Genomic DNA, 25776 nt, shown 5'->3' with positions numbered 1-25776 from the left:
CTGGACTGACCAGGGCGTGTCACGCACCAGGGTGTGCCGCAGTGGATTGCTATTTCTGGCTCTGGCGGCGCAGTTGGCGCGCCCGCACGAACGCTTTCAGCGCCTTGATGATGCGCCCGGATCCCAACAGAGTCAGCCCCATCCCGGCCCATGCTTCCGCTTCACCCTTGGTGTCTCCGATCTGCTGGAACAGTTCTTGGGCGCGGGTGACAGCCTTGAGGGCTTCTTCAGGCCGATTCGCTTGGCCGAGCGCTGCGGCAAGACCACTCCAGGCCTGCGCTTCACTCTGGATGTCCCCGGCCTGCTGGAACAGTTCTTGGGCGCGGGTGAAAGCCTCGGCAGCGTCCTCACCCCGACCCGCACCAATCAGCGCTGTGCCGAGGCCAGCACACGCTTCCGCTTCACCACGGGCGTCCGTGGTTTGGCGGAACAGCGTGCGGGCGCGAGTGAGCGTGTCGACGGCTTCCGTAAACTCACCTGAAGCAAGCTGGGACATGCCAAGGGCAGCCAGCTCCGGTGCTTCAAGGGCGGCGCCTTCTTCCTGCCCTAGCAAGTCACGGACATGGTCGGCGGCCTTGACGGCTTCTTCCGTCTGTCCTGTTTTCCGCAGTGCCTCCGCGAGGCCAGCCCATGCCTGTGCTTCGCCTTGGGTGTCCTCGGTGCGCTGGAACAGCTCTCGAGCGTGGGTGAAAGCGTCGATAGCCTCCTTCGGCCGGTTCGCTTGGTTGAGCGCTGTGCCGAGGAGCACCCATGTCTGTGCCTCGGCGTGTGCGTCCCCGGTGCGCTGAAACAGCTCTTGGGCGCGGGTGAGCGACTTGATGGCGTGCTCAAACCGGCTCATACCGAGCAGGGTCAGGCCACGGCAGGACAATACTTGCGCTTCCCCGTAAGGGTCTGCGGTCTGCTCGAGCAGAGCATGGGCGCGGTCTAAAGCGTCGAGGGCTTCCTTAAAGCGGCCCATACTCTGGAGCGCGAGACCGACACCGGTGAGCGCCGGCACCCCGCTGCGAGGATCTGTGATACGCCCCAGCAGGTTGGAGGCGTTCGTGAACGCCTCAAGAGCGTCGTCGAGCTGACGCGCTTGCTGCCGTGCTCCACCAAGCCCGGTCAACGCTTCCACTTCGCCAAGGGTGTTCCCGGTTTGGCGGAACAGGTCGCGGGCACGAGTGAACGCTGCGCCGCCCTCCTCGGGGCGGCGCATGCCTACCAAGGCAAGGCCGAGAGCGAGCCATGCCTGCGCTTCTGCGTTCGGGTTGTCGGTGGCGTGCGCAACAGCTTGAGCAGAGCGGGAAACCTGTTCCAACTCCCCGAAACGACGCCTGAGGTCCAGGTACTTGGTCAAGAGCAGGGGGAGAAGAACCGCTGCGTCGGTGTGGTCGAGGGTGGGGGCAGCGAGCGCGGCAGCTACCAGAGTGGCCTGCTCGTTGTCCAGCCAGGCCAGCGCCTCCTCCCGGCGGGCGAACCGGTTGGAAACCTCTTGACTGGGTGGGGCTTTCAAATGGGTGTCCGCAGCGTGAGCCGTGGTCACGTAGTAGTCCAACAGTCGGGTAAGAGCCTGGTCGCGGTCGGCAGGCGGTTGGGGGTGGCTGGCAGCGTAGTCGATGAGCAGGTCATGCGCTCCCCACCGGTCCTCGCTGGCGTGTTGGACCAGGTGCACGGCCACCAGTTCTTCAAGCACTTCTTCCACGGCGTCTTCGTCAAGGCCGGTGAGTACCGCGGCGGCGGACGTGGAAATAGTCGGGCCTGGGCTGGAAGCCGTAAGAAGGAAAACTCGTGCTTCGTCGTCGGTCAGTTGTGCGAGGGAGGTGTCGAAGACCGCTCGGAGAATCCGTGTTTGACTCGCGTCTCGGCTGAGGTCGTGGATCTTGTCCACTCGCGAGGCCGCTTTTTTGAGCCGTTGCACCAGGCGGGCAGGGGTGAGTTGGGGAGTACGAGCGAGTTGTGCGGCAACGATCTCCAACGCCAACGGCAGATAGCCGCACACCTCAGCTAGTTGCCGCAAGCCCTCAGTGTCGCGGGTGCGCGCATCGTCTTCCTTGAGGATGCTGGCCACCAGTTCCACGGCCGCATCGGCGGTGAGAACGTCCAGGTCAATGTGGTGGGCACCGGTCAAAGAGTGCAGGCTGCTGCGGCTCGTGGCTACCAGCCGGTGATTGCCGGGACCGGGAAGCAGGGGGCGCACCTGCTCGGCGCTCTGAGCGTTATCTACCACCACCAGCACCGGTCGGCCGCGCGGGTCGTTGCGGGACAGTTCCGTCAGAGCTGACCGGTAGAACGCGGCGCGCTCCTCAAGCTCCGCGGGGATCTCCTCGGGGGCGATACCCATTTGGCGCAGCAGCACGTCTAAGGCTGCGTCTGCGGACAGGGGTACGGCGCCGGGGGTGTAGCCGCGTAGGTCCACGAACAGTTCCGCGCAGAACCATTCACGCTGGTGGGCTATCCGTCCTGCGGAGGCGACCAGAGCGGTTTTACCCACTCCTCCCATGCCCGCCAGCGCGGACACCACGACGCTTGAGGACGTTTCGTCCTCCTCCTGGTGAGAAGCGGTGGGGTCAAGCCAGCTCAGCAGAGTGTCCACTTCGTGCTGGCGGCCTACCAGGGCCGGGGGAGGGGCGGGGAGGGAGAACTTCGCGGTGGGGCGGGACCGATGGAGATAAAAGTGAAAATTGTTCTCTTTTGTGATCTGTTGGCCAATAACGTTGTTGCCAGCCTGGGCCTTTATAATTTTGATATGGACTGGGGTAGGGTTCGGTGTGGACCCGGTGTCGCTCACTTGCGCTCCTTCCGGGACTGAGTGGTCTGCTTTCCGATGACGTCCTTTCCGGCCTCGATGCCGCGCATGTGGATGTAGTCTCCGCCCGGGAAGGTGCTGGGACCGGTTTTGCCTTTCACGGAGCGCCCGGCTTTCACGCTTACGAACTTGATGACATCGCCGTTCCCGCTTTTCTTGCCTTTCCCCTCAGGGGAAGCAGGAGGAGGCCACAAAGCCACCACCAGGCCTGCTACTGCCACCACGAACGAGGCGATAGCAGAGAATTGGCTGAGCTCGCTGAGCCCGCCTAGGCCAGGCACGAAACGGGCAAGCGCCCACAGTCCGGCCAGTATCACCGCAACAACAACAAGGATTGTCACCCAAAGCCATTTGCGCTTCATACGGAGATGGTTCCCCATCCTCAGCTGACTATGGACATGTCGCCGTAGTTTTTGTGCGCAACTGATACACGGTCGAAATCAGCAGACGAGCACAGTTTGACCCCGCTGCCTTCTACGCAAGGAAAAGGTGGATCAACGGCCGGCAGGGACCCGGCTTCAGGTGCGACCGGAATAGCGGGGCGGCTATAGGCCACTATTCGCAGTACTGGTCTCACCGAAGGTTCCGGCGCGGCCGCACGCCACCCAGACCCGCCTAAGGCCAATCCCGTCCACGCGGCGCCCCTGTTCCCTAAGCGTCGCAGTTGCGCACAGCCACAGGCGGACAAGGACCTGCTCTGTCGTGCACCGCGCGAGGAACCAAAACCGGAGCCGTGAGGCACAAGAAAAGGCGGGGATCCAGAAAAATCCCCGCCACTGCCAATGTACGACACACCCCCGGGCTTGCGGCAAGACCCCGGGTATGCCGCAGAATCGCTGGCCTGGACTGGGACACGCGTTGATGGGGGACGAGCGTCATGATCGATGTGATCATCGTCGGCGGGGGACCGACCGGCACCATGCTGGCCAGCGAGCTGCGGCTGCACGGCGTGCACACGGTCGTGGTGGAGAAGAGGGCCGAACCGACCCGAATCGTCCGCGGACTCGGGTTGCACGTGCGCAGCATCGAAATCATGGACCAGCGCGGCCTGCTGGAACGGTTCCTCGCCCACGGCACAAAACACCCGGTGGGCGGCTACTTCGCCGGGATCATGAAGCCGTGGCCGAAGTCGCTGGACACCGCCCACCCGTACATCCTCGGCATTCCGCAGCCGACCACCGACCGGCTGCTAGAGGAGCGCGCCGCTGAACTGGGCGCCGACATCCGACGCGGCTGGGAACTCGTGGGATTGAGTCAGGACGAGGACGGGGTGACCGCACAACTGGCCGACGGCACCCAGTTGCGGGCCCGCTACCTGGTCGGCTGCGACGGCGGCCGCAGCACCGTGCGCACCCTGCTCGGCGTCGGTTTTCCCGGCGAATCCGCCACCACTGAGTGGCTGCTGGGCGAGGTGAAAGCAACCGCAAGCCCGGAGACGGTCGCTGCCGTCATGGCGAAGGTGCGCCAAACCCAGCTCGGGTTCGCCATGGGCCCTCTCGACGACGGGGTGTACCGGGCCGTGGTTCCCGCAGCGCACGTGTCCGAAGACCGAGCGGCCCCGCCCACCCTGGAAGAGTTCGCGCAACGGCTGCGGGAGGTGACGGGCACCGACTTCGGCGTGCATTCGCCGCGCTGGCTGTCGCGTTTCAACGACGCTACTCGGCAGGCCGAGCGCTACCGGGTGGGGCGGGTCCTGCTCGCTGGCGACGCGGCGCACATCCACGCACCCCTCGGCGGGCAAGGACTCAACCTGGGCATCCAGGACGCGTTTAACCTCGGCTGGAAACTGGCCGCAGCGGTGAACGGCTGGGCGCCGGAAGGACTGCTGGACAGCTACCACACGGAACGGCACCCGGTCGCCGCCGAGGTTTTGGACAACACTTTGGCGCAGTCCGCGTTCATGTCCACCGATCCGCGAGCCCGGGCAGCACACCGACTGCTGTCAGAGCTGATGGACTTCGAAGAAGTGAACCGGCATGTGATGGAGAAGATCACCGCGGTCGGGGTCCGCTACGACTTCGGGGACGGCCATGCCCTGCTCGGCCGTCGGCTGCGGGACGTGCGCCTGGGGCAAGGGCGCTTGTATGAGCGGATGCGGCACGGCCGCGGAGTGCTGCTGGACCGGACTGGGCGGCTTTCCGTGGCGGGCTGGGCGGACCGGGTCGACCATGTCGCCGACAGTGCAGCGGAGATCGACGTTCCTGCGCTGCTGCTGCGCCCGGACGGCCACGTGGCCTGGATCGGGGAGGACCAGGACGACTTGCTCGCCCATCTGCCCCGGTGGTTCGGCGACCCAGCAGCCTGATCCGGAGTGCCGGACGGCCCCGCAGCAAAGCAGTCCTCCAATGCCACGGCAACCGGTTGTCGCGGCAGAGCCAAGGCCGCGCCGGGGACCTGCCGTTCTTCCCCCGGTCGGCGGCTGCCGGAAGGGGGGTCAGAGTTCAGGACCGCGGTCTTTGCTGCGGTGTGGGGTGTCAAGGTTGCGGCGCGGGGCAGGAGCCTGGGACCGGCCGTGTGCGCGTGTCCCAGGCGGGACCATCCCTTGCTGAGCCTGCCGTACCGCTTCGAATGCTTTGGCAATCGTTGGGTTCTGTATTTCGAGCCCTGCTTCGTTGTCGAGGGTGAGGGACTGTCCTGCGCCTTTGCGCTGATAGACGGGCTGTCCGGTTTTGCGGCTGCTGATAGTGAGCGTCCCGTCGGGAAGGGCTTCAATGGTGTTTCCCTTGGTCACCGCCAGGATTCTGCCGTCGGCGGTGTATTCCGTGAAGTCTTCCCTGGGCGGGTACATACGGCCGTCGAACTTCAGGCCGGGGTTGGGGTTTTTGGGGACGCCGCTGTATTCGTCTTCGACTTCTTCCAGGACGGTGTTGAGGCGGTCGAAAGCTTCCTGAGCGGTGGTGGGCGGCGGCATTTGGTCGAGACGCTGGTAGACCAGGGCGAGGCGTTCTTTGAGGGAAAGAGGGCTAGGGGTGTCTTGTTCCGGCATATGCGGTCTCTTTCCTGGAGTGGATTAAGGGGCGAGGAGGGCGTTGCGGGCGATATCGAGCGCTGTGGAGAAGGAGTCGGTGACGGTGTCGTGTCCGGCCATAGCGGTGGCCTCGTCAGGGTCGATGGACACACCCCACTCGCCGCTAGGGGTGCCGTCGATGACTGCGGTACGGCCCTGGGCACGCAGGGTGATGGAGACGGCGCCGGAGCTGAAGGTGTGGACTTGGCGGTCGATGGCAGGGCCAAAAACAGCGGTGATGGAAGCGTGGATGTCGTGGGGGGTTGGCACGGCCATGGCTTTCTCCTCAGACGGTGGTTAAGTGACGTGAATATCGACTTGATGACCGGTCAGGATCGGTAAGGACATGGTGTTCAGGGGAGCGGGGCGGATGGGACGAACTTCCGTTGGTGTGAAAACCGGACCGGATGATACCGGTGTGGCGGTTAGGGGCGTCGAGTAGATTTCGAAGACCGTTCCATTCCCGAGCGCGGCGGCATAGTGCCGGGCTCTCGGCTGTGCGATTCCCCTTGAAAACGCAGTCCTAGGTGCTGTATCAGGCGTGGCATTCCTCCATACGGTCGCTGTCGATCACCACAGGAGTGCACCGCCCAGGGGGTGGTGTCGCCCTACGGACCCGTTCGGGGCCGATGGTGGGCCGGAGCACCAACGTGCCTATCGTTGCTAGTTCTTTTGGAGCGTCGGCCGGTAGGGGTATGGCCGGAACCGGTCAACTTTGACGTCCAGTTTTGTGGCGTTATTTCTGTTTTGTAGTGATATCTGGGCGAGTGTGTGGGTAGGGTGGCGTCGATACGATCCTTTTCCGCACATGTTCGAAAGTGTGCTGGAGAGGCATGCGGGACTGGCGCCACTCGTTGAACGGCGCACCCTCATGCCGAGGCTGGAAGAAAAGGAGTAGAACATGGACCACACATGGAAGGGCAGAAGCGACAAAGAAGTCCTCTACGACGAAGACACTTCTGACGAAGTGATCCGAGATGTCCTTGACCATACTTCTGCAAGGCTGAGTGCAGCCCTGGCGCGCAAAGCGGAAAAGATCGAAGACCCCAAGGCCAGGGAGGAAATTAAAGAGCGCTCAATAGAAGTGTGGCAGATTCAAAACAATCTTGGTCTGAGTCGAGAGCAGATGGTCGAGAAAATTCTGAGGATGCGCGAAGAGCTGGACGAGATTAAGAGCGAAGGCTGAGAGCCTGGGGAATGGCTAACGAATTCGACGTCTCTCCGGAAGAACTTCAAAGAATATTTGACGAATTAATACAGCCCCGGCTGTTCAGGAACGCAAAGCCCTATCCGCGGGGTGAGCGCCCGGTCCTGGTCCAGTTGGGTGGCCAGCTAGCAGCGGGAAAATCGCACGCTCTCAACGATATTGTCGTCCGGCACGGCGGGCGCATAGTCCAGCTCAGCCCTGACCAGCTGCGCACGTTCCATCCCCGCTATGAGGAGATCATGCGGGACCGCCCCCACGAGATGGTCCCCTTGACCTCGCAGGCCATGTACGTCTGGTCCGACATGGTTCGCCAATACGCCCACCAGCACGGGTACGGCATCGTCGTCGAGGGCACCTTCCGTTCTCCCGAATACCTGGTGCAATACGCTCAGGAAGCGGCTCAACCGGTCCCGGGTGTCCACGACGGCTTCCTTAACGAGATCGTCGTTGTCGCCACTCCCCGCGAGCAGAGCGCCTTGGACATGGTCGGCCGCTACCTTGCCGATCCCCCGGGAGAGGGCCGGTGGGCTGACATTGGCGGCCATGACGCCACATTCGACCAACTGCCCTTGTCGGTCGAGATATTGGAAAACACCCCGCAGATAGACCGGGTGATCGTCACCGACAGGGCAGGAACGATCCACTACGACAACAGCCGCGGACCTGACGGGGCGTGGCAGCAGCCGGCACGTGCCGCGGAAGCCCTACGCGAAGCGCGCAGCGAAGGAAAAATCCCCTTTAACGCTGAACAAGCGCAGAAATGGCTGAACGCCTACTGGAAGAACTCCGCTGATCTCATCGCTCGAGAGGAGCTGAACCCCACCACAGCCCCGACGATGCTCGCCCTGCACCAGCATGCGGACCGCGTCGCCCACGTCGCCTATGCGGATGATCCTGAGCGGATGGCGCAGCACGAAACGTGGCAGAAAGTGCAGAAGATCGTTTTCCAGGCTGGGGAGCGCGGCGTTCCCAACACGCAGCTTCCGCGCCATCCAGAAGAGTTCATGAACGCCAGCAAGGAGGAGAAGACACGTTTCTATGCGCTGGTAGCGGGGGCGCTAAAAGAAACCTCGCAGGACCTGCCCAAAGACGCTGTGGAAGCAGTGAAACGAGCACAGCAAGGGGTAGCGCCGCCCATGAGGGGCACGTCGACTTCCCCGTCCCCTCAGGCTGCTGCGGACAAGCGTCAAGGACGTGAAAAAGACCCCGGTCTTGAGCGGTAGCGTCCCCCGGTCCGGCCCTTAACCGTCACCACGCCGCTGCGGGAAACATCGACGAAGGCGTTCCCACCTCATCAGGAGCCAGAACGAGAAGCCGCAACCGGTTGCAGTAACACGCGAGGGTGCGCCGCCTCTATGCCTGGGGCAGCCCACCCTCGTGTCAGGATCAGCGTGTTATCGCTCGAGGTTTGTCCAACTGGCGGCTCGGGACACGGCTGCGGGACGTGCTCGAGGAAAGAACACGACGCCGGTCCCGGACAGCGGCCTGCGGTGGCCTGGCGTTCATCCGGTGCACCCGCATGTGGACTTTGATGAGCTCAGAGGAGACACCGCTTTCGCGCATCCGCTGTTCCATCAGCACGCGGCGCTCCGCAGAGTCCCAAGGAGGAAGGGCTGCCTCGCCTTTTTCCCCGGCGGTGGGCTCCGGCACCAGCGGCCCTGCTCCATCGAAGTCGTATTCGGCGCTGGCGTGAGCCGACCGGTCCTCGCGCGGGGCCTCGTATACGGGAGCCTCGTGAACCTGTTCGGAGGAGATGACGCTCATCTCGTAGCGTTCCAACGTTCTGCGGTAGACCACGTCAATACGCGCGGCTTCCGTCTCGTGTTCCCGCCAGGCGGTCACGACCTCGTGGACTTCCGCGATCTCCACGACAGTGGCCTGCCTCCACCACTGCGGGTTGTCCACTACGGCGAGCTTCTCCCGGGCCTTGTCCCACACCGCCTGGTAGCGGGCTTGGGCCGCAGCACGGCGTGCAGCTTCCTCCCGCTCCCGTTCAGCGATCTCACGGATCTTCCCGATGACACTGGCCCACTGGCGTCCGAGCTGTTCCGCTACGTGGAGCGCTTCGCGCAGGTTCTCATAGAGCGCTTCCTCAATGCCGTCAGACTCGTTCATTTAGCCTCCAGGTCAGCGCCCCTCGCGGACGTCAGGGAACAGTCCCGGCGGGGCGGGGTGTAGGGCAGGGGAGCACCGGGTTTGTTCTCGTCTTCGCTGCGTCCGAACGGTCCGTCGGGAGGAAACAGGATGTTCATGTGGTAGTCAGCGTGGTCGCGCCACCAGGTGCTCATTCCCAAGGCGCCGTCCAACCGGAGGTGCTCCCAGGCCCGCCACAGGGCATCCAAACGAGACACGGCCTCTGCCGAGCGCCACCATTCAGCAGACCAGCGGCGAGAGCTGCGGGGACCAACTTTGCGCTGGTACATGGGCAGAATGACCTCGCGCACGAACTCGTCCACCGAGCCGTAGAACAGTTCGGCGTGGTCTTCCCCCTCGGCTTCTTCTGTAGAGAGAGCCGCCCCACCATCCGGCCCTGTCCTAAGAACCCGCGGTGGTCCTGCCCCGCGCCCGGGACAGGACCACCAGTGCTTCCCCTCGCTGTGCGGTCACTCCGACGACAACCGTTGCGCGGCGCGGTCGATGGCCTGCTCTACCGCACCCACCCGGTCGGCGAGCAGTCCCACCGCGCCCACCGCCCGGTTGATGGGGGAATCCTCGGCACCGCCCAAGGCTTGGGCGCGTTGGAACGCCGCCTTCACCTCGGCCCACCGCGCCCGCTGCTCCTCCGTCATGCGGCCGCGCAGCTCAGCCAGCTTCAACAAGTTCGCTTCCGCGCCCGAGGCGAGCGCCTGCGCCTCACCCCGATAGTGGTCGTCGATGAGCGCCTCCACCTCGGCGTCGTTCATTACCGGAACGATTCGTTCCGCAATCGCGTTCATGTTCCGGTACGAGCCTTGAAGCAGGAACGGCGGCTCGGTGCGTGCCGCATCCGACTGGGCGGCCGAAGCGATATAAGCCCGGTTCACCGCCAACACCACCTCCTGCACCCGCAGCAAGGTGCGCAGCACCGACAGGATCTGCTCCAACTCCACCTTCGAATAAGGGTGGGACAACTGGTCGGGGCGGACACCTTCCTCGCCGCGAGCCAGCCGCACCAGCAAGCGCACATCCCCGCGGTCCCGCGTCGACAGCGGGGCCAGCACCGGGTTCGACGTCAACGCGTTCTCCACGTAGCTCAACGCGAACACGTCATCCCGGCCGCTGAGCACGTCTCCCAGATTCCACACGTCAGCGCGGTTCGCGAGCATGTCCGGGACCCGGAACCGTTTCCCGTCCTCCGTGTACGGGTTGCCGGCCATGCACACGGCGAAGCGTTTGCCGCGCAGGTCATAAGTGCGGGTGCGGCCCTGCCACACACCCTCCATGCGCCGCTGGCCGTCGCACAGCGACACGAACTTCTGCAACAGCTCCGGGGACGTGTGCTGGATGTCGTCCACATACAGCAGCACGTTGGTGCCCGCCTCCAACGCGAACGAGATCTTCTCCACCTCTTGGCGGGCCGTGGCGTTCGGCGCCTCAGCCGGGTCCAGCGACGTGACCGCGTGCCCCAAGGACGGGCCGTTCACCTTCACAAACAGCAGACCCAACCGGTCGGCCACGTACTCCATGAGCGTGGTCTTGCCGTAGCCGGGCGGGGAGATCAGCAACAGCAGCCCCATCTGGTCGGTGCGTTTGCCGGAGCCCGCCGCCCCCAACTGCTTCGCGAGGTTGTCGCCGATCAACGGCAGGTACACCTCGTCCACCAGCTGGTTGCGGACAAACGAGCTGAGCACGCGAGGCTGGTATTCGCTCAACCGCAGCCGGGCACGTTCCGCGGCAACCAGTTCGTTGCGACGGCGCAGATAGGCGCGGTAGGCGGGCACGCGTTCCGTGCGGAAGCGGCGCAACCGGTCCAGGAACTCGTCCAACCGCACCTCCAGGCGGCGTTCCTGGATCCGCGGGTGCACGCCCAGCAAGCCGTCCACTGCTGCGGTGAGCGCCCCCTCCGCTGGGTAGCGGGGAAGAGTGTCGGCGAGCAGCAGCGCGACCGCTTCAGGAAGGTCGGCGGTGTCCACGTCCTCCCGGGTTGCGGCGAACGCGGACAGCCACGCGTGCACCACGCGGAAGCGGGCCGCCACCTTCGAACCGAGGGCAGCAAGCTCTGCCGTGAAGTCCTGGTCTGGGCCGAGCGCGTCACGGAACCGGTCCACCAGCGACCGCGCCCCCGGGCTGGTCACAAACCCCTCCGGGCTGGCAGCGAGTTCTTCCACCAGGTAGCCGCCCGCGCCCGCAGCCCAGTCGCGGTAGGCGTCCAATCCCGTGGTGGTAAGGAACACGGTGACCTGTTCTTCAAGTTCTGCGGCGAGCTCGGCGAGCGCGTCCGCGGTACCCGAGCCGAACAAGGACCGGGCCCGCACCAGGGACCGGGCTCGCGCCGCCCACTCCTGCCGGTCCGGGGCCGCGGTGCCGTACGCCCACCACACTTGGGCTGCGGCCCGGCACCGGCCCGGATAGCGCAGCAGGCCCGCCCGGTCCACGAGGCGCACCAGCACGGCCAGGATCGCGGCAGCATCGTGGTCGTGGACGCCGCGTTCATACCCTTCGTCATAGCGGGACTCTGCTTCCCGGCGGACCACGGCGAGCAGCGCGTCCCGATCCTCCGCGGCCTTCCGCAGCGCGGACAGGGACAGGCCGTTCCGTCCGGCCTCGGCTGCGGCGAGCAGTTCTGCCGCTAAATATTCGGCCCGGTACACGTCCGGGGATTCCGACACTAAAGGCTGGTCCCAGAACGGGCGGGTCTTCTCAAAGTCCGGGTCGGTCACCCAGGACCGGTAGTCGGTGCCGGTGATGACGTAGGCCATGCGCCCCTCGTGGGGCACCATGGTCAATTCCAGCGGCTGGGTGTTGACAGCGAACCGGTGGCGGCCCAACTGGATGGTGGTGCCGTCGTCGGCGAACAGGTCCTGCCGGTCCCGCAGCGCCCGTCCCGCCTCCTGCCGGGCCGCTGCGACCTGGCCGTCAACCTCTTCAGCGCGCACCTGGTCGCCGAGTTCCCGCAGCTCCTCGGCCAGGGAGCGGAGTTTGGCGACCATGGGGTCGGAAGTGAAGAACGTGGTGACCTCGTCCAGCGAGCCGAACGTGGCGGCGCGGCGTCGCACACTCGCCAGGATGCGTTCCGCGGACTCCACCAGCCGGTCGGCGCGGCGCATCCGCTCATCCACTAAGGCTTGTTTGCGGGCGTGCAACGCCTCGTAGATGTCGTCGCGTTTCGTTTCCAGTTGGGCGAGGAAGTCGCTGAACTCCGCGAACCGCGACGTTAAACCGTCCACCCGCAGCAGCAGCCGTCCCAACTGCTCGTCGCAGGCCTCCGGCGTGTCGGCGGCGGCGAGCGCACCGGCCACCGACTGTTCCAGCAGCGCGAATTCGGCGGCGAACTCGGCTTTCCGCTCCGCGGACAGCAGTTCGCGGCGGCGCGCGTCCACGATTGCGCGGGCCCGGTTGATCGTGGCCAGCACTTCCGCGGCCTGTTCCAGGATGCGGGTGCGCACCGTCGCGTCGGCGGCCTCCAACGAGCCGACCACTTCGGTGACGGTTTCCAACCCGTCGGTCTGCTCGGCGAGCCTGCGCTGTACTGGTTCAGCGTCCGCGACCGTGGCGATCGTCTCCGCCTCGGCGGCCAGGGCGGCGACCGCGGAATGGTAGTCGGCGAACGCGTCCGCGCCGCTGAGGAACTCCACGGCGCGGCGTCCCGCATCCGCGGTCGCTGACTCGAGTGTGTCGATGAGCGCGTCCAAGCGTGCAGTGTCCACGTAGCGGAGGTCACGCAGGGTTTCTGCGCGGCCGCGGGCCCGGCGCATCTCCGCGAGGCTGCGCACCCACTCGTCCGCGGAAGTCGGCACCTCGGCGCGGATCCGGCGCACGAGCGCGGTGATGTCCGCTTCCGTCTCGTCGAGAGCACGCCTGGCCTGCGCGGTGAGCTCCTGGACTTTCGCGAACTCGTCCACCACCTGTTCGGCGGTGGCCCGCACCTGGGTGAGCGGCTCCGCCAGGTTCTCCAACTCCGGGTCGGACAGCCAGTAGTGCTGGTCGAGGATGCGCGTGCACGCGGCGATCAGCCCGTCGAACACCGGCCCGGACGGGGCCATCTCCCGCACCATGCGGGTCACCGCCAAAGCGTCGGAGATCCCGCGCACCAGGTCGGCGTTGCCGACCCGTTCCAACGGCCCGGTTCCCGTGGGTTGGCGGGCCGCGTACGTGTCGGACTGGAACGGGGTCCGCCACACCTGCAAGGGGTGCACCCGGGTGGGTTCGTCGTCCAAGGCGCGGAACACCACCATGGTGCCGTCGTCGAAGACCGCGTGCCCGTGGCAGGAGATCGGGGTGGCGACCTCTTTGCGGATCGTGTTGTAGGGCAGCAGCAGGCTGCGGCCCTCGGCGCGGGAGTGGAAGACGTAGAGGACGTCTTCGCCGTTGGGGGAGCGGACCAGGGAGAGGAACTCCAGGCCGGACACGTCGGTGTCGAACGTTTTGACGGCTCCGGTGGCCAGGTAGTAGCCGCCGGGGAAGATGATCCCCTGGTCGTCGGGGAGCCGCTGGCAGGCCTGCCCGATCCCGTCGAGGCGGACCACAGTTTTGGTGCGCGTGTTGAACACCAGGTGCCGGTGCTCGGTCTCCTTGTACGGGAGGATGCGCAGCAGGAGGAGAGATCCGGTGCGGGCGTAGGAGACGTCGGCGTCGGCGAGGCTCTGCAACCGTTCCGCGACCGGTTCGCTGTAGATGCCGTCCCGGGTCTCCGTGTCGTTGTCGACCTTGACGGTCAGGGTGCCGCCGACTGTTGACACGAACACTTCGCCGTCGACGGAAATATGCGGGTGGCGGCCGAGCACGTGGTCGTCGCGGGTGGTTTGCACCCAGGTGACGTCCTGCTGCGGCGGGAGAACATGGTCCCGTTCCCCCTTGTTGTCCACGTAGGTGACAGAGCCGTCGGCCCCGATCCGCCAGCGCAGCACCCGGACGTCGGAGACCGTGGGACCGGTTTGGAACACGGCGAGCAGCAGGCCTTCCACGCGCCGCAACTGCAGGAGCCGCGTGTTTCGGAAGTACCGGTACATTTCCGCAAAATCGCGGCGGAATCGGGTGTCGTCTACGAGGCCCGGCAGGTCGCCGGGCGCTGCCGTGACGAGGGAAGGCGTGCCGTCACCGGACGAGAAGCGGTGCAGGGAGAACACGTCGGAGACGCGGGTCTCCGACCCTAGTCCGCGGGCCGGGTTGGCGCCAAACAGCAGGAAAGAGCCGAGGGGGACGATGTCCCGCGGCACGCAGGCGGCGGCGGTGTGGATGCGTTCGGTGCCGAGCAGCGCCAGCTCGGCACCCCCGAAAACTTTCAGCCGGGCAGCGTTGAGAGTTTCGGCGCGGCGCGCCAGCTCCTCGGCCTGCTCGCCCAGCCGGGCTCGGAGCACCTCGTAGGTGCCCATGTCGAGCCCGGCACGGGTGTCGTCGGAAGCGGGTGTGACAAGGTCAGTCACGAAACCCTCACTTCTCCGGTACAGGGCTGGTGAGGTCGGCGAGCGGCAGGTCAGCCACCCCCAGTTTCCGGGCGGACTCCAGCAGGGCGGACAGTTGCTTCGCCTGCGGACCGCCCGCGTTGATCAGCGTGAGGAGCAGTGCCGACAAGGACAGGTTCTTCACGTCCTCCGAACCGATCCCGCTCAACACGCGGGTCAGATCGGCGGGCAGGTCCCGGGAGCCGTCCAGCCACGGACCGGCCAGGGTGCGCGCGGTCGCTGAATGGTCCATGAAGCTGTCCACGGCCTTGCCTGCGCTGACCGCGTTGATGACCCGGTCGAAGAACGCGCCGTCGCCGCCGACAATGTCGATGTCGGCGTTCTCCAAGCCCTTGCCGAGCACCGTGGCCTGGGCTTCGGCAATCTGCCGCTGCGCGTCGATCCCGGCGAGCCGGACTTCCTTCTCGGCTTCCAGCCGCAGGCGGTACTCCTCGTGTTCCCGGGTTGCTTCGTTGAGCGCGGCCATCGCTTCGGCCTTGTCGTGGATCCCTTCGGCTTCCGCCTTGAGCTTCTCACGGACCCCTTCGGCATCGGCCTTGAGCTTCTCCCGGGCCCCTTCGGCCGCGGCGAGGGCTTTCTGGCGGTCGGCAGTGGCCTCGGCCTGGCCGATCTGTTCGATCTTTTCGGCGTGGGCCAGGGCTTTCTGGCGGTCCGCAGTGGCCTCGGCTTGGGCGACCTTTTCGATTTCTTCGGCGCGAGCGAGGGCTTTCTGCCGGTCGGCAGCGGCTTCGGCCTGGGCGATCCGCTCGATCTCTTCGGCCCGGGCCAGCGCCTTTTCGCGGGCCACCGCAGCCTCGGCCCGGCCCAGCTTCTCCAACGCTTCGGCTTCGCGCTCGCTCACCTGCACCTGGGCCAACCCTTCGGCCGCGGCCTGAGCCTGGGTGCCTTCCGCCAGGCGGATCGTGGCGTCAGCCTCCAGCTCCGCGGTCCGCTGGCGGGCCTCTGCGAGAGTGAGCTGCTTGCGCGCCGTGTGCTCAGCGGCTTGCGCCGCGGCCTCCGCGGCCTTGATGTCCTTGACGAGCTTCTCCTGGGCCTCGCTCTCAGCGAGAATGACCGCGGTCTGCCGGTGGCGCTCCGCCTCCTCAACCGCGCGCAGCCGCTTGATGCTCTCCTCTTGTTCGGCGACGGTCCTCTCTACGGCGACGCGTTCGCGGACGACTTCGGCGATCTGGCGCCGTTCGACTTCCAGCTCCTTGTCCTTGGCGTAGCGGGACAGTTCGGTTTCGCGTTCCCGGGCAATGACTTCCAGGAGCCGGTCCTTTTCGATGCGTTCCGTTTCGATAGCGAGGACCCGTTCGCGGTTCTTCGCGGCGACCGCGATCTCCCGCTCCCGGTTTTCCCGCTGGACACCGAGCTCCTGTTCGGTGCGGATCCGCGCCATCTCGGCGCGCAGCAACTCCTCGGCCCGCACGATCTCGGTTTCGGCTTCGGCCTGGGCGCGCATCGTCTCGATTTCGCGCTTCTGCCTGGTCTCAGCCTCCGCGCGGCGGCGTCCCAGTTCGAGGATGGCTTCGCGCGCCTCGACGTTCTGGCGCTCGATTTCCTTCTCCTCGTTGCGGCGGTGCTCGTTGGTGCGGATGTTCTGCTCGGTGGTCAGCTCGGTGATCTTGCGGATGCCTTGTGCGTCGAGGATGTTGTGGGGATCGAGCTGGGACAGGGGAGTCTGCTCCAGGTGGTCGATCGCCACATCCTCGAGGATGTAGCCGTTGAGGTCGGTGCCGATCACGCTGATGATCCGGTCACGGAACTCGGCGCGCTTGGTGTAGAGGTCCTCGAAGTCCAAGTGCTTGCCCACGGTCTTCAAGGCCTCGGAGAACTTGGCGTTGAACAGTTCCTGCAGCGTGGCCTGGTCGCTGGCGCGTTCCGCGCCGATCGCTTGGGCGACCTTGATGACGTCTTCGACGGTCTTGTTGACCCGCACGAAGAACGTGATGCGGATATCAGCGCGGATGTTGTCCCGGCAGATCAGGCCGTCTTTCCCCATGCGGGAGATCTCGATGGTCTTCACCGAGATGTCCATCACCTCGGCTTTGTGCAGCACGGGGAGCACGATGGCGCCGGTGAAGGTGACGTCGACCTTGCGGACCTTGGAGATGATCAGGGCCTTGCCCTGTTCCACTTTGCGGAACAGGCGGCTGACGATGATGACCAGTCCGAGGAGGACGAGGAGGAGGACAGCGATCAGTACACCGGCCCCCGTGGCAATAGTGTCCATGGGTGGTGGTCCCTCACAGCTCGTGGTTGGTGGGTGGGCGATGGTGTGGGGGAGTTAGGAGCGGTGCGGGTCGAGTTCTGCGTGGTAGGCGGTGACCCAGAAGAAGGAGCCTTCCGGGTCGTAGTCGACGATCAGGGCGGTGCTGCCTGCGGTGAGGGATTCCTCACCGGTCTGCCGTACTTGGATGAGCGCGGTGGATCCGTCAGCGGCGGTGACTTCGGCTTGGCCGAAGTCCCGGTCGACGCGGCCGGTGCGGACGACGCAGACCCGGCCGATGAAGTCGTGGCGGGAGGGTTCCTTGTGGTCGGGGAGGAAGCGGCGTACTGCTAGGGCGAGGGCGCTGGTCACGGCCCACGCGCAGACGAGGGCGATGGCGAGGAGGAGGATCCCCAGCGCGATCGTGAGGGGATCGGACAGGTCGAAGCGGTCGAGGAGGACGGTCCCGCTCAGCGAGACGAACCATGCGACGGCGATCATGGTGGAGAGCGACACGGTGACCGGGACTCCGTGCAGGCCGAGGGCGGACATGGCTGCGGTGAGGCCGCCGAGTTCGGTGGTGCCGTCGACGTCAGGGTCGAGCGTGTCGACCCCGAGGGCGCCGATGATGACGAGACACCAGTAGCAGGCGACCACGACCAAGGCGAAGCTGAACAGTGCGGTAGGGAAGGCGAGGGCGGCCGTCACGAAGTCGCTCACTGCTCTGCCGCACCCCTCTCTACGTTTTTGTCTCTCTGGGACCCGGTTGGTCCGACGCGGTGCACTGCGGTGCCGTCTGTGTACGGGCAGTGGCGCGGTTCCCCAGCCGGTTCACCGTCCGGTCCAGTCGGAAGTCCGGACCGGACGGATTGCGCGCCCGCGATCGCCACCACGGTGCTGTGCGGTGGCGGTCTTGTGTCTGGTGGGACGCCGCGCGAGGAGGGTTAGGTTCCGAAGTTCGGCAAAAAAATTCTGCAGCCGGGGGCGCTCCCGTCCCGGCGGTCCGGGCCGCAGAGCGGTGGGAACTGCGGTGATCAGCGATTTTCCCCGGGGGCGGTAGGGAGAAAACGCGCATATCTGACTAGGATGATCTTTGGGGTGAACAACCGTTCACCCCGGTTGTCCTCTCCACCGAGGCCGAAGGGAGCCCCGTGACCGACGCTTCCGCCAATCCCCCACGCCACCCCCGCCTCCTCCTCGTCGCCATGGCCTTCGCCGGCGTGGTCACCGCGGTCATGCAAACCCTCGTCGTCCCGCTGCTGCCCACCCTCATCACCGCGTTCAACACCACTCACGAAGCCGTGAGCTGGGTCGTCACCGCCTCCCTCATCGCCGGCGCAGTCTCCACCCCGGTCCTCGGCCGCCTCGGCGACATGTACGGCAGACGCGAAGTCATGCTGGGCGCGCTCCTCAGCCTCGTCGCAGGCTCCCTGCTCGCCGCGCTCAGCACCCACATCCCGCTCCTCATCGTGGGGCGGACCCTCCAAGGCATCGCGCTCGCCGTCGTCCCCTTAGGGATCGGTATCCTCCGCGACGTGCTCCCCCCGGAACGGGTCGCCTCCTCATCCGGGCTGATGAGCACCACCATGGGCGTGGGCGCAGCCGTCGGCGTCCCACTGACCTCGCTGATCGCCCGCTACGCCGACTGGCATGCCGTGTTCTGGATGAGCGGCGGATTCGGGCTCGTCGCCCTCCTCCTCGTGCTCGCATTCGTGCCCCGCACCCGCACCCGGCTCGGCGGACGCTTCGACGCCGTGGGCACCCTCGGCCTCACCGTCGTCCTCGTCTGCTTCCTCGTCGCCGTCTCCCGCGGCAGCGAATGGGGGTGGACCTCCCCGCTCGTGCTCGGCCTCTTCGCCGCGGCCCTCCTCGTCGGCGTCGGCTGGGCCTACTACGAGACGCGCATCCCCTCACCCGTCGTGGAACTCCGCAGCATGGCCAACCGCGGCGTCCTGTTGAGCAACCTCGCCACCCTGCTCGTCGGGTTCTCCTTCTTCGTCAACTCCCTCGTCACCTCCCAGCTCGTGCAAGAACCCCCGGAAACCGGCTACGGGCTGGGATACTCCGTGATCGTGGGAGGCCTGTGCATGCTCCCCGCCTCGCTGACCATGCTGCTGTTCGCGCCGATCGCAGCCCGCATCGCCGCCGTCCGTGGCCCCAAAACCACGGTCATGTTCGGCCTCGTCCTCATGGCCGTCGGCTACCTGCTGCGGCTGTTCACCAGCGAGCACCTCGTCACCATCATCGTGGGAGCCACGATCGTGGGCATCGGCACCGCCTTCCCCTACTCCACGCTGCCCGCCCTGCTCATGCAGCACGTGCCCCGGGAACAGACCGGTGCCGCCAACGGCGTCAACGTCCTCATGCGCGCCGTGGGACAAGCGGTGTGCAGCGCCGTCGTCGCCGCGGTCTTCGGCAGCATGACCATGGAAACCACCGGCGGCACCGCACCCACCTTCGAGGCCTACCTCACCACTTTCTTCCTCGCGGCCTGCTTCGCGGTGGCGGCCCTCGTGGTCACGCTTCCCGTCCGCGAACGCCGTTCCGGTATACAGAAGAACCCCCAACCGTCCGCACCAGGAGCCACGGGTGAACCACAGTCACGGTGAGCGCACCGCAGAATCCAGCCGGCCAGCGATCCTGCTGGCCGCGCGACGCGCCTTCGCGCTCCACCCCTACGCCGACGTCACAATCCGCTCCATCGCCGCCGACGCGGGAGTCAGCGCCGCCCTCGTCATCAAACATTTCGGCACCAAAGAGCAACTGCTGCGCGCCTCAGCGGACTTCACGAAAGCCGTGGAACTCCTCCTGGACGCCCCCCTCGACCGGCTCGGCGAACACATGGTCCGCACCCTCATCTCCCTGCGGGAACGCAACGGCGCCGACCCGCTGCTGCGCGTCGTGTTCTCCACCTCCGCCCAAGACGAGCGGGCCGTCGTGCGGGAATACTTCACCACCCAGGTCACCGAGGCGATGGCGGACCGCCTCACCGGCCCCGATGCCCGGCTGCGCGCCGAACTGGTGATCGCCCACCTGCTCGGCCTGGGCGCCACCCTCAACATCCACTACCGGGCCACCGGCCGCACCCCCGACACCGAGCGGATCGTGGCCCTGTACGCCCCGGGGATCCAGCAGCTCATCACCGGACCATGAGGGATCCCGCCCCGCGGGGGCGGTCCGCAGGGCGGGACCCGTCCGACACTCACACCGTCACACAGGCGAGGTCAGCAAGCCGGATCTCCGGAATCCGCAATGCGGCTGCCTCGGCTGCATGCTCGGGCGTGCCATACCCCCACCTGGCCCACAGCGACCGCGCCCCCGTGGCGGCAACCCGGCGCACATTAGTGAGGTTGTCGTCGATGAAAACCGCCGCGGAGGGAGGAATCCCGGCCTGCTCGCACAGCTCCCGGACCGCCCCGGCCTTGTCGCTGCACTCGCCCACCACCGCGGCGACCGTGTGCCCCAGGCCGTGGAAGTCCAGGATCGCCCGAACCGAAAGGGTGTCCTTGGCGGTGACGATCGCCGTGCGGCCCGCATGGCGGACCAGCAGTTCGGCGATCCCCGGATACAGGGTGTGCATGCCCAGCCAGAACTGGGCGTCCCGCTCCCGCAGCAGGTCGCGTGCTGCCGAAGCGCGCCGCACGAAGGTGGCCACCTCGTCCGCGGGGATCGACGCGAACAGCGCGTCGAACTCCGCCTGGCTGCGGACCGTGGACGCGCCGGGCAGGTGCGCCACCATGAAGTGGTCAAGGAGCCGCGCATAGTCCCGCACGTGGCGGAACACGGAGCGGAACTCCGGGGGAAGCCGTTTCAAGCTCGCCTGCCCCGTCGCCTCCGGTTCGTTGCCTGGCTTGCCCAACCAGGTGACGAGGGCGCACTCGTCGAGCGCGTCGCAGACGACGCCGTCGAAGTCGAGAATCAGCACGGCGCTCTCCTTCCTGCTCCCGTGCTCGGACATGAGGAGAGGGGGCGGCGGCACCGCCGCCCCCAGCCCGGTCACTGGTCGAGCTTCTCCACGGTTTCGAAGACCGCGCGCATGAACGCGCCCACGTAGGCGTAGTAGGAGCAGGTGATGATGTTTCCGTCGACGATGACGTCGCTGTCCACCACCTCGGCGCCCGCGTTGATCACGTCGTCCCGCAGCCCGATGTAGGCGCAGGCCCGACGGCCCTTGAGCACACCCGCGCTGACCATGATCCACGGCCCGTGGCACAGGCCCGCGACGACCTTGCCCGCGTCAGCCATCGCGGCGACGAACGCCAGCACCTGCTGGTCCTGGCGGACCCGGTCGGGAGCCTCGTGCCCGCCGGTGAGGATCACCGCGTCGTAGTTGTTGACGTCCAGGTCGGAGAAGGAGATGAGCGGGGCCGCGGTCTTGTCCATAGGGAGCGGGACCCCGTACTTGCCGGTGACGGGCGCGGCCTCCTTGGTAGCGACGTCGACGTGCCAGCCCTCTTCGAGCAGGCGGTAGTAGGTGTAGACCACGTCGTGGTCCTGGAATCCGGGGCCGGTGATGATCACTGCGCTGCGGGACATTCCTGTTCTCCTCTCGTGTGGCTTCCGGTCAGTTCGCCCTGCTGACGCACAGGTAGTTCTTGTCCGGTTCCGGACGGCTGTTTTCGGAAGAATTGGCCAGGATTCGGATATCGGAGTAGACGACGCCTGAGACGCAGAGGGGAATGTAGAAAATGTCTTCTGGGCGGCGCCGGTAGAAGACATCCATTCCGGTTCTGATTTCGAAATGGAATTTCCCGTCGGGAGATCCGGAGCGGACTTTTGCGTTGGGGAGGCGACGGGTCGGTTTCAGAGGAAACTTCTCCTCCACCAACGACGTCGATTCATACGATTTCCCGGCCCGGTTGTAGTCGTCGCGCAACCGCATCAGGTCGTATTTGTTCCTCGGAACCTCGACCTCGATGAGTTCCAGCGCTTCCGACCCGGTGTTCCGGGTGGAGTGGAACGCCCCCGGGGCGATGCGCACAATGCTCCCAGGCTTCACCGGGAACTCCCGCTCGAGCCCTGCAGTGACCCCTTCGCCCGACAAGCACAGCAGGTAGGTGAGCTTGCGCGGGTGCGCGTGGGTCGACGTGCTGTGGGATACGTCGATGTGCAGCGACCACAGGTCGAAGAAGTCGTCGACGTAGGCGCGGTACTCGTACCCCCACGGTTTGGGGATGATCTCGTTCAAGTGCGAATCGTCGTCGAACTGCTCATTGAGTGCGCGCGCCCCGCCGCGGGTCAGCCTTTTCAATTCGGCAATATCGGCCGGGCCCGCGTCGATGTGCAGCGACGTTGCGGACCGGTTTTCTTCGAGAATTGGTACAGCAGACAAAGGCCCATTTCCTCCGGGTGTGAGACGGGCGTTCTGGCGGGCGTTTTCGCCAGCCGTGTGCAATCTTGGGGCGCGTCCTCCGGGTGAGGCAAAGGTTTTTCTCCGACTTTGTCATTTTCTGTTCTGGGAGTGTGATCCTCGTCCTATTGCACGGGGAAGGGAAGGCTTTCCATATGCCATTAACGAGGGGCTATTAATATGCCTATCCGCCCCCCTTGAGATATCTATTGGCACGGCGGGGGAGCGGGTGCTTATCGTCTGGTGGGCGTAGGACCGCGGAAGTCCGTTGAGGACGAGGAAAGGGAAAGAGATGCCGAACCTTCCGAAGCGTGTGCTGCTCGCGCTCACCAGCCACGGCAGCCTCGGCGACACCGGAAAGCCCACCGGCTACTACGTTCCGGAAGCCGCGCACCCCTGGGAGGTCTTCCGCAAGGCGGGCTACGAAGTCTCCTTCGTCTCCGTCAAGGGCGGGCAGCCCCCGGCGACCGGATACAACGCCGAAGACGAGGTCCAGAGGGAGTTCCTCGAGGACCCCGAGGTGAAGAAGGCGCTGGCCGACACGCCGACCGCCGACTCCCTCAACCCGGCCGACTACGCGGCGGTGTACTTCGTCGGCGGCCACGGCACCATGTGGGACTTCCCCGACGCGGCCGACCTGGCTGCTCTGGCTCGGGACATCTACGAGGCCGGCGGCGTCGTCGCGGCGGTGTGCCACGGCCCGGCCGGTCTCGTCAACCTCAAACTGTCGGACGGCCGCTACCTGGTCGAGGGCAAGGAGTTCGCCTCCTTCACCAATGAGGAGGAGGACGCGGTCAACCTGTCGGGTGTGGTGCCGTTCCTGCTCCAGAGCAAGCTGGAGGAGCGCGGCGGCATCCACGTGAAGAAGCCGAAGTTCGAATCGTGCGTTGTGGTCAGCGAGCGCCTGGTCACCGGGCAGAACCCGGCTTCGGCCTCCGGTGTGGCCGAGGAGACCGTCAAGCTGCTGGCTGACTGACGAGCAGGCGGGTGGCGCTGAGGGGACGCCACCCGCCCGGAACCACCCTTCTCACCAGCTCCTGGCTTCGGTCAGGAGCTTTTGATGTACGAGCGCAATGCGCTGCTGGGCGAGCGACCCTGCCCGGACCACCAGGTAGATGGTGTTGATCGGGGAGAGCTCGGGCTGGTGCAGGACGGTCAGCTCGCCCTGTTCCAGAGCATTGGCGGCAAGGTAGCGGGGGAGGACTGTGATTCCCGCCCCGGCAACAACAGTCGCCAAGACGCCGCGCAGGTCCGGCACGACGACCGCTGCCCGCATGGGCGGGCGGCGTCCGAACACGGTCAGCCAGTAGCGGCGGATGATCGGCAGCTCCTCGGCGTAGGCGACGACGGGCACGCTGTCCAGTGCTTTTCCGGCATCCGCCGCGACGTCGGCAGGGAGCCGGTCCTTCCAGTCGGGGTGGGCGACGAGCAGGAACTCCTCGTCCATCAGGGGGGTGCTGGAGATACCGCGGCGTCGAGGCGGGGCAGTCGACACGACGAGGTCGTGGCGGCCCGCGAGCAGCCCGTCGAGGAGTTCGTCCGGCATGCCGGTCACCGTCCGCAACTGAAGCCCTTCCGCCACCAGCTCGGCGAGAGCAGGGAGGACGCGCACGGTAAGCAGTTCGGTAGGGCCGCCGATATGCAGGGGCTGTTCGAAGGGGACCCGCTGGAGCACTTCGGTTTCGATCACTGCTTCCAGCGCGTCCAGGTGCGGGGCCAGGCGCCGGGCAAGCTGGTCGGCGGGACCGGTAGGCCGGACCCCGTCGGGTCTGCGGATGAAGAGCTGCCGGCCGAGTTCCTTCTCAAGGGTGCGGATCTGCGCGGTCACTGTCGGCTGGGACATCCCCAGGTGGGAGGCTGCCCTGGTGAGTGACCCCGCTCGGTGGACGGCCAAGAACGTTCTGAGGAGCTCGAGGTTCACGTTTCCTCCGTGGCCGGATCCGGCCTTTTATTTTTCTATTTCAGGGAACCGTTCGGAAGGCCAGTGCGTCGTTTTATGAACGTAGTCGAGAGCGGGGGATATTTGTGCAGGTAGAAATTTGGTTGTGAAATATCACGGTCGCCTTTCAGGCCTTCTTGCTCCGGGTCTATCGACGGTGACTACGCAGGGTGATTGTCTATATATAACACTATATTTGCGATTTGTCGACTTTTGCTGTGTAATGAACAGTGTTCCGCTGGCGATGGCGTATACCGCAGTGCGGTGAGGAGTGGGGGAGAAGCGGAACCTGCCACGGAAATAAACGCTGGCCTGCTGTGATAAGGAGGGGGTTTGAACGGCAGCAGCCAGAGAGCAGCAAGAGTCCGTCATCCATCCGACAAGCTGGTAGAACACGTCTGCGAAACGGCCTTCTCCCCGTTCCGGAGAAGACGGCAGCGTGAATGGGGGGAAGTGTATGTCAAAGGCCTTCTCACTACTGCGGGAAGGAAATCCATACGCAGTATCGCCAGCAGCGCGGGGATGTCTTCCGCAGAGCAGAATCTGCACCATTTCATTACCAATTCGACGTGGGACTGGAAAGAGGTAAGAAGAGAACTCGCCCGGTACGCGGATAATGCGGTAGCACCCGTCGCATGGGTCGTCGACCCGCTCGTCATCCAGAAGGCAGGCGAACATTCCGTCGGGGTCCGGAGGACATTCGTCCCCGGATTGGGAAAAACCGTGCAACGCCAATATGTCCTCGGGGTCTGGATCGCTTCCGAGAAAGCAAGCGTGCCCGTGGAATGGCATATGGTCCTGCCCGACAAGTGGACCAGCAGCGAATCCCGCCGCAAAGTCGGCACACCCGGCAAAGCCTGCCCGTCGCGCAGCGACTGCCTGCGGGAAGCGATCGAAGAACTCTCCCGATGGGGGCTGCGGCAGCGTCCCGTGGTCATGGACGCCCGGGAAGTCGACCCGCTGCCGCTCATCGGGAAACTCGCCGCCAGCTCCGTCCCCTTCCTGCTGCGCATCAGGGAAGACACCCGGCTCGCCGACCTCGAATCCGGACGGTTCATGGCCGCCGCGCAGCTCGCTGAACTGCACAAGGGGGCGAGCCGGCCACTGCTCCCCGCCGGATCCGGTGCCCCCAGGACCCCGGTGTGCGGGCTGGGCCTGCGTGTCGGAGCCGCCGGACCCGTGCGCACCGGACCGCTCCTCATGGCGGCGCAGTGGACCGCCGACCCCCGGGCAGCCACGATGATCTGGCTGACCAACATGGTTGACACGCCCATCCCCATGCTCCTGGGACTCGGCAGGGCCCTCCACTGGGTCCGCGCTGACAGGGAAACGTGCAGCCGGGTCGGCATGCGCGACTTCGAAGGACGTTCCTTCCCCGGATGGCACCGCCACATGACCCTGGTCTCTGTGGCGCACACCATCGCCGTGCTCACCCGTACCGGGCAGCAGCGCCAGCAGTGGACCCGGCGCACGGAGGCCCGCCTCGGGCAACTGGTGCACTAAACGCGGCTGCCCAAGCCGGACAGGACGACACCAGCGGGACCGGGGACGCGCAGGTCAACGCCTGACCGCGGACCCGGACCCGTTACCCCCGCCCTTCGACCCGCCGCCCTGCACCCGGCCACCCGTGCAGCGGGGAGACCTTGCCTCCAGGGCAAGATCACTCTGTCCAAAGTGCGAGACGCCTGGA

At 65.9% G+C, this 25776-nt stretch carries 20 protein-coding genes; 7 read left to right on the top strand and 13 right to left on the bottom strand.

Annotated elements, in window-relative coordinates; genetic code table 11:
• Positions 1–49 precede the first annotated feature (49 nt).
• Both CW348_RS08815 and CW348_RS08810 read right to left on the bottom strand, forming a co-directional pair.
• Positions 50–2773, bottom strand: a complete 2724-nt coding sequence (locus tag CW348_RS08815; RefSeq protein WP_287463434.1) for a tetratricopeptide repeat protein — start codon at positions 2771–2773, stop codon at positions 50–52.
• Entirely contained in the window at positions 2770–3153 is a 384-nt protein-coding gene (locus tag CW348_RS08810) for a hypothetical protein (RefSeq protein WP_011293265.1), read from the bottom strand. Before CW348_RS08810 ends, CW348_RS08815 begins: the two co-directional genes overlap by 4 nt.
• A 515-nt stretch (positions 3154–3668) precedes the next feature.
• On the opposite strand from CW348_RS08810, the gene rox reads away from it, so the two are divergent.
• Positions 3669–5096, top strand: coding sequence for a rifampin monooxygenase (gene rox, locus CW348_RS08805; RefSeq protein WP_016189335.1), 1428 nt, complete (start codon positions 3669–3671; stop codon positions 5094–5096).
• 129 nt (positions 5097–5225) lie between these two features.
• Here rox and CW348_RS08800 read toward each other — a convergent pair whose 3' ends face one another.
• Together CW348_RS08800 and CW348_RS08795 are read right to left on the bottom strand one after the other, a co-directional pair.
• Positions 5226–5777: a hypothetical protein gene (locus tag CW348_RS08800; protein WP_011293263.1), complete on the bottom strand. Its 552-nt coding sequence runs from the start codon at positions 5775–5777 to the stop codon at positions 5226–5228.
• A gap of 24 nt (positions 5778–5801) precedes the next feature.
• Entirely contained in the window at positions 5802–6074 is a 273-nt protein-coding gene (locus CW348_RS08795; RefSeq protein ID WP_011293262.1) for a hypothetical protein, read from the bottom strand.
• Positions 6075–6699: 625 nt separating this feature from the next.
• Here CW348_RS08795 and CW348_RS08790 point away from each other — a divergent pair.
• Together CW348_RS08790 and CW348_RS08785 are read left to right on the top strand one after the other, a co-directional pair.
• A complete protein-coding gene (locus CW348_RS08790; protein ID WP_104612739.1) occupies positions 6700–6984 on the top strand; it encodes a hypothetical protein in 285 nt (94 codons plus the stop codon).
• A gap of 11 nt (positions 6985–6995) precedes the next feature.
• The gene (locus CW348_RS08785; protein ID WP_011293260.1) at positions 6996–8228 is read left to right on the top strand and encodes a zeta toxin family protein; all 1233 of its coding nucleotides are present in this window, start codon (positions 6996–6998) and stop codon (positions 8226–8228) included.
• 163 nt (positions 8229–8391) lie between these two features.
• Here the strand turns inward: CW348_RS08785 and CW348_RS08780 are convergent, their stop codons facing one another.
• The 5 genes from CW348_RS08780 to CW348_RS08760 all read right to left on the bottom strand — a co-directional run bounded on the left by CW348_RS08780 (position 8392) and on the right by CW348_RS08760 (position 17517).
• The gene (locus tag CW348_RS08780; protein WP_104612740.1) at positions 8392–9120 is read right to left on the bottom strand and encodes a hypothetical protein; all 729 of its coding nucleotides are present in this window, start codon (positions 9118–9120) and stop codon (positions 8392–8394) included.
• On the bottom strand, positions 9117–9461 hold the full coding sequence (locus tag CW348_RS08775) for a DUF4913 domain-containing protein (RefSeq protein ID WP_016189333.1): 345 nt from the start codon (positions 9459–9461) through the stop codon (positions 9117–9119). Before CW348_RS08775 ends, CW348_RS08780 begins: the two co-directional genes overlap by 4 nt.
• A gap of 147 nt (positions 9462–9608) precedes the next feature.
• Positions 9609–14567, bottom strand: coding sequence for a DNA repair ATPase (locus tag CW348_RS08770; RefSeq protein ID WP_287463428.1), 4959 nt, complete (start codon positions 14565–14567; stop codon positions 9609–9611).
• 7 nt (positions 14568–14574) lie between these two features.
• The gene (locus CW348_RS08765; RefSeq protein WP_104612922.1) at positions 14575–16821 is read right to left on the bottom strand and encodes a flotillin family protein; all 2247 of its coding nucleotides are present in this window, start codon (positions 16819–16821) and stop codon (positions 14575–14577) included.
• Between the two features lie 54 nt (positions 16822–16875).
• Positions 16876–17517, bottom strand: a complete 642-nt coding sequence (locus CW348_RS08760) for an OB-fold-containig protein (protein WP_061783811.1) — start codon at positions 17515–17517, stop codon at positions 16876–16878.
• Between the two features lie 431 nt (positions 17518–17948).
• On the opposite strand from CW348_RS08760, the gene CW348_RS08755 reads away from it, so the two are divergent.
• Positions 17949–19406: an MFS transporter gene (locus CW348_RS08755; RefSeq protein ID WP_104612921.1), complete on the top strand. Its 1458-nt coding sequence runs from the start codon at positions 17949–17951 to the stop codon at positions 19404–19406.
• Entirely contained in the window at positions 19387–19950 is a 564-nt protein-coding gene (locus CW348_RS08750) for a TetR family transcriptional regulator (RefSeq protein ID WP_011293253.1), read from the top strand. Before CW348_RS08755 ends, CW348_RS08750 begins: the two co-directional genes overlap by 20 nt.
• Before the next feature lie 49 nt (positions 19951–19999).
• On the opposite strand, the gene CW348_RS08745 is transcribed toward CW348_RS08750, so the two are convergent.
• The 3 genes from CW348_RS08745 to CW348_RS08735 all read right to left on the bottom strand — a co-directional run bounded on the left by CW348_RS08745 (position 20000) and on the right by CW348_RS08735 (position 22129).
• Positions 20000–20722, bottom strand: coding sequence for an HAD family hydrolase (locus CW348_RS08745; RefSeq protein ID WP_258076889.1), 723 nt, complete (start codon positions 20720–20722; stop codon positions 20000–20002).
• A 71-nt stretch (positions 20723–20793) separates the two neighbouring features.
• Positions 20794–21333: a type 1 glutamine amidotransferase domain-containing protein gene (locus CW348_RS08740; protein ID WP_011293251.1), complete on the bottom strand. Its 540-nt coding sequence runs from the start codon at positions 21331–21333 to the stop codon at positions 20794–20796.
• A gap of 28 nt (positions 21334–21361) precedes the next feature.
• Entirely contained in the window at positions 21362–22129 is a 768-nt protein-coding gene (locus CW348_RS08735) for a cupin domain-containing protein (protein WP_011293250.1), read from the bottom strand.
• A gap of 310 nt (positions 22130–22439) precedes the next feature.
• Between CW348_RS08735 and CW348_RS08730 the strand changes: the two genes are divergently transcribed.
• The gene (locus CW348_RS08730) at positions 22440–23123 is read left to right on the top strand and encodes a type 1 glutamine amidotransferase domain-containing protein (RefSeq protein WP_011293249.1); all 684 of its coding nucleotides are present in this window, start codon (positions 22440–22442) and stop codon (positions 23121–23123) included.
• A 51-nt stretch (positions 23124–23174) separates the two neighbouring features.
• On the opposite strand, the gene CW348_RS08725 is transcribed toward CW348_RS08730, so the two are convergent.
• Positions 23175–24068 carry a LysR family transcriptional regulator gene (locus tag CW348_RS08725; protein WP_016189327.1) on the bottom strand — a complete coding sequence of 298 codons (894 nt, stop codon included), beginning with the start codon at positions 24066–24068 and terminating at the stop codon, positions 23175–23177.
• A gap of 351 nt (positions 24069–24419) precedes the next feature.
• Here CW348_RS08725 and CW348_RS08720 point away from each other — a divergent pair, with 351 nt between their 5' ends.
• Complete coding sequence (locus tag CW348_RS08720; RefSeq protein WP_258076887.1) at positions 24420–25589, top strand: transposase; 1170 nt, start codon at positions 24420–24422, stop codon at positions 25587–25589.
• Positions 25590–25776: the final 187 nt, after the last annotated feature.

It is taken from the genome of Thermobifida sp. (assembly GCF_017577275.1).
Taxonomy (GTDB): Bacteria; Actinomycetota; Actinomycetes; order Streptosporangiales; family Streptosporangiaceae; genus Thermobifida; species Thermobifida fusca.
Note: the sequence above shows the minus strand (reverse complement) of the source record. Positions and strands in the feature narration are given on the sequence as shown.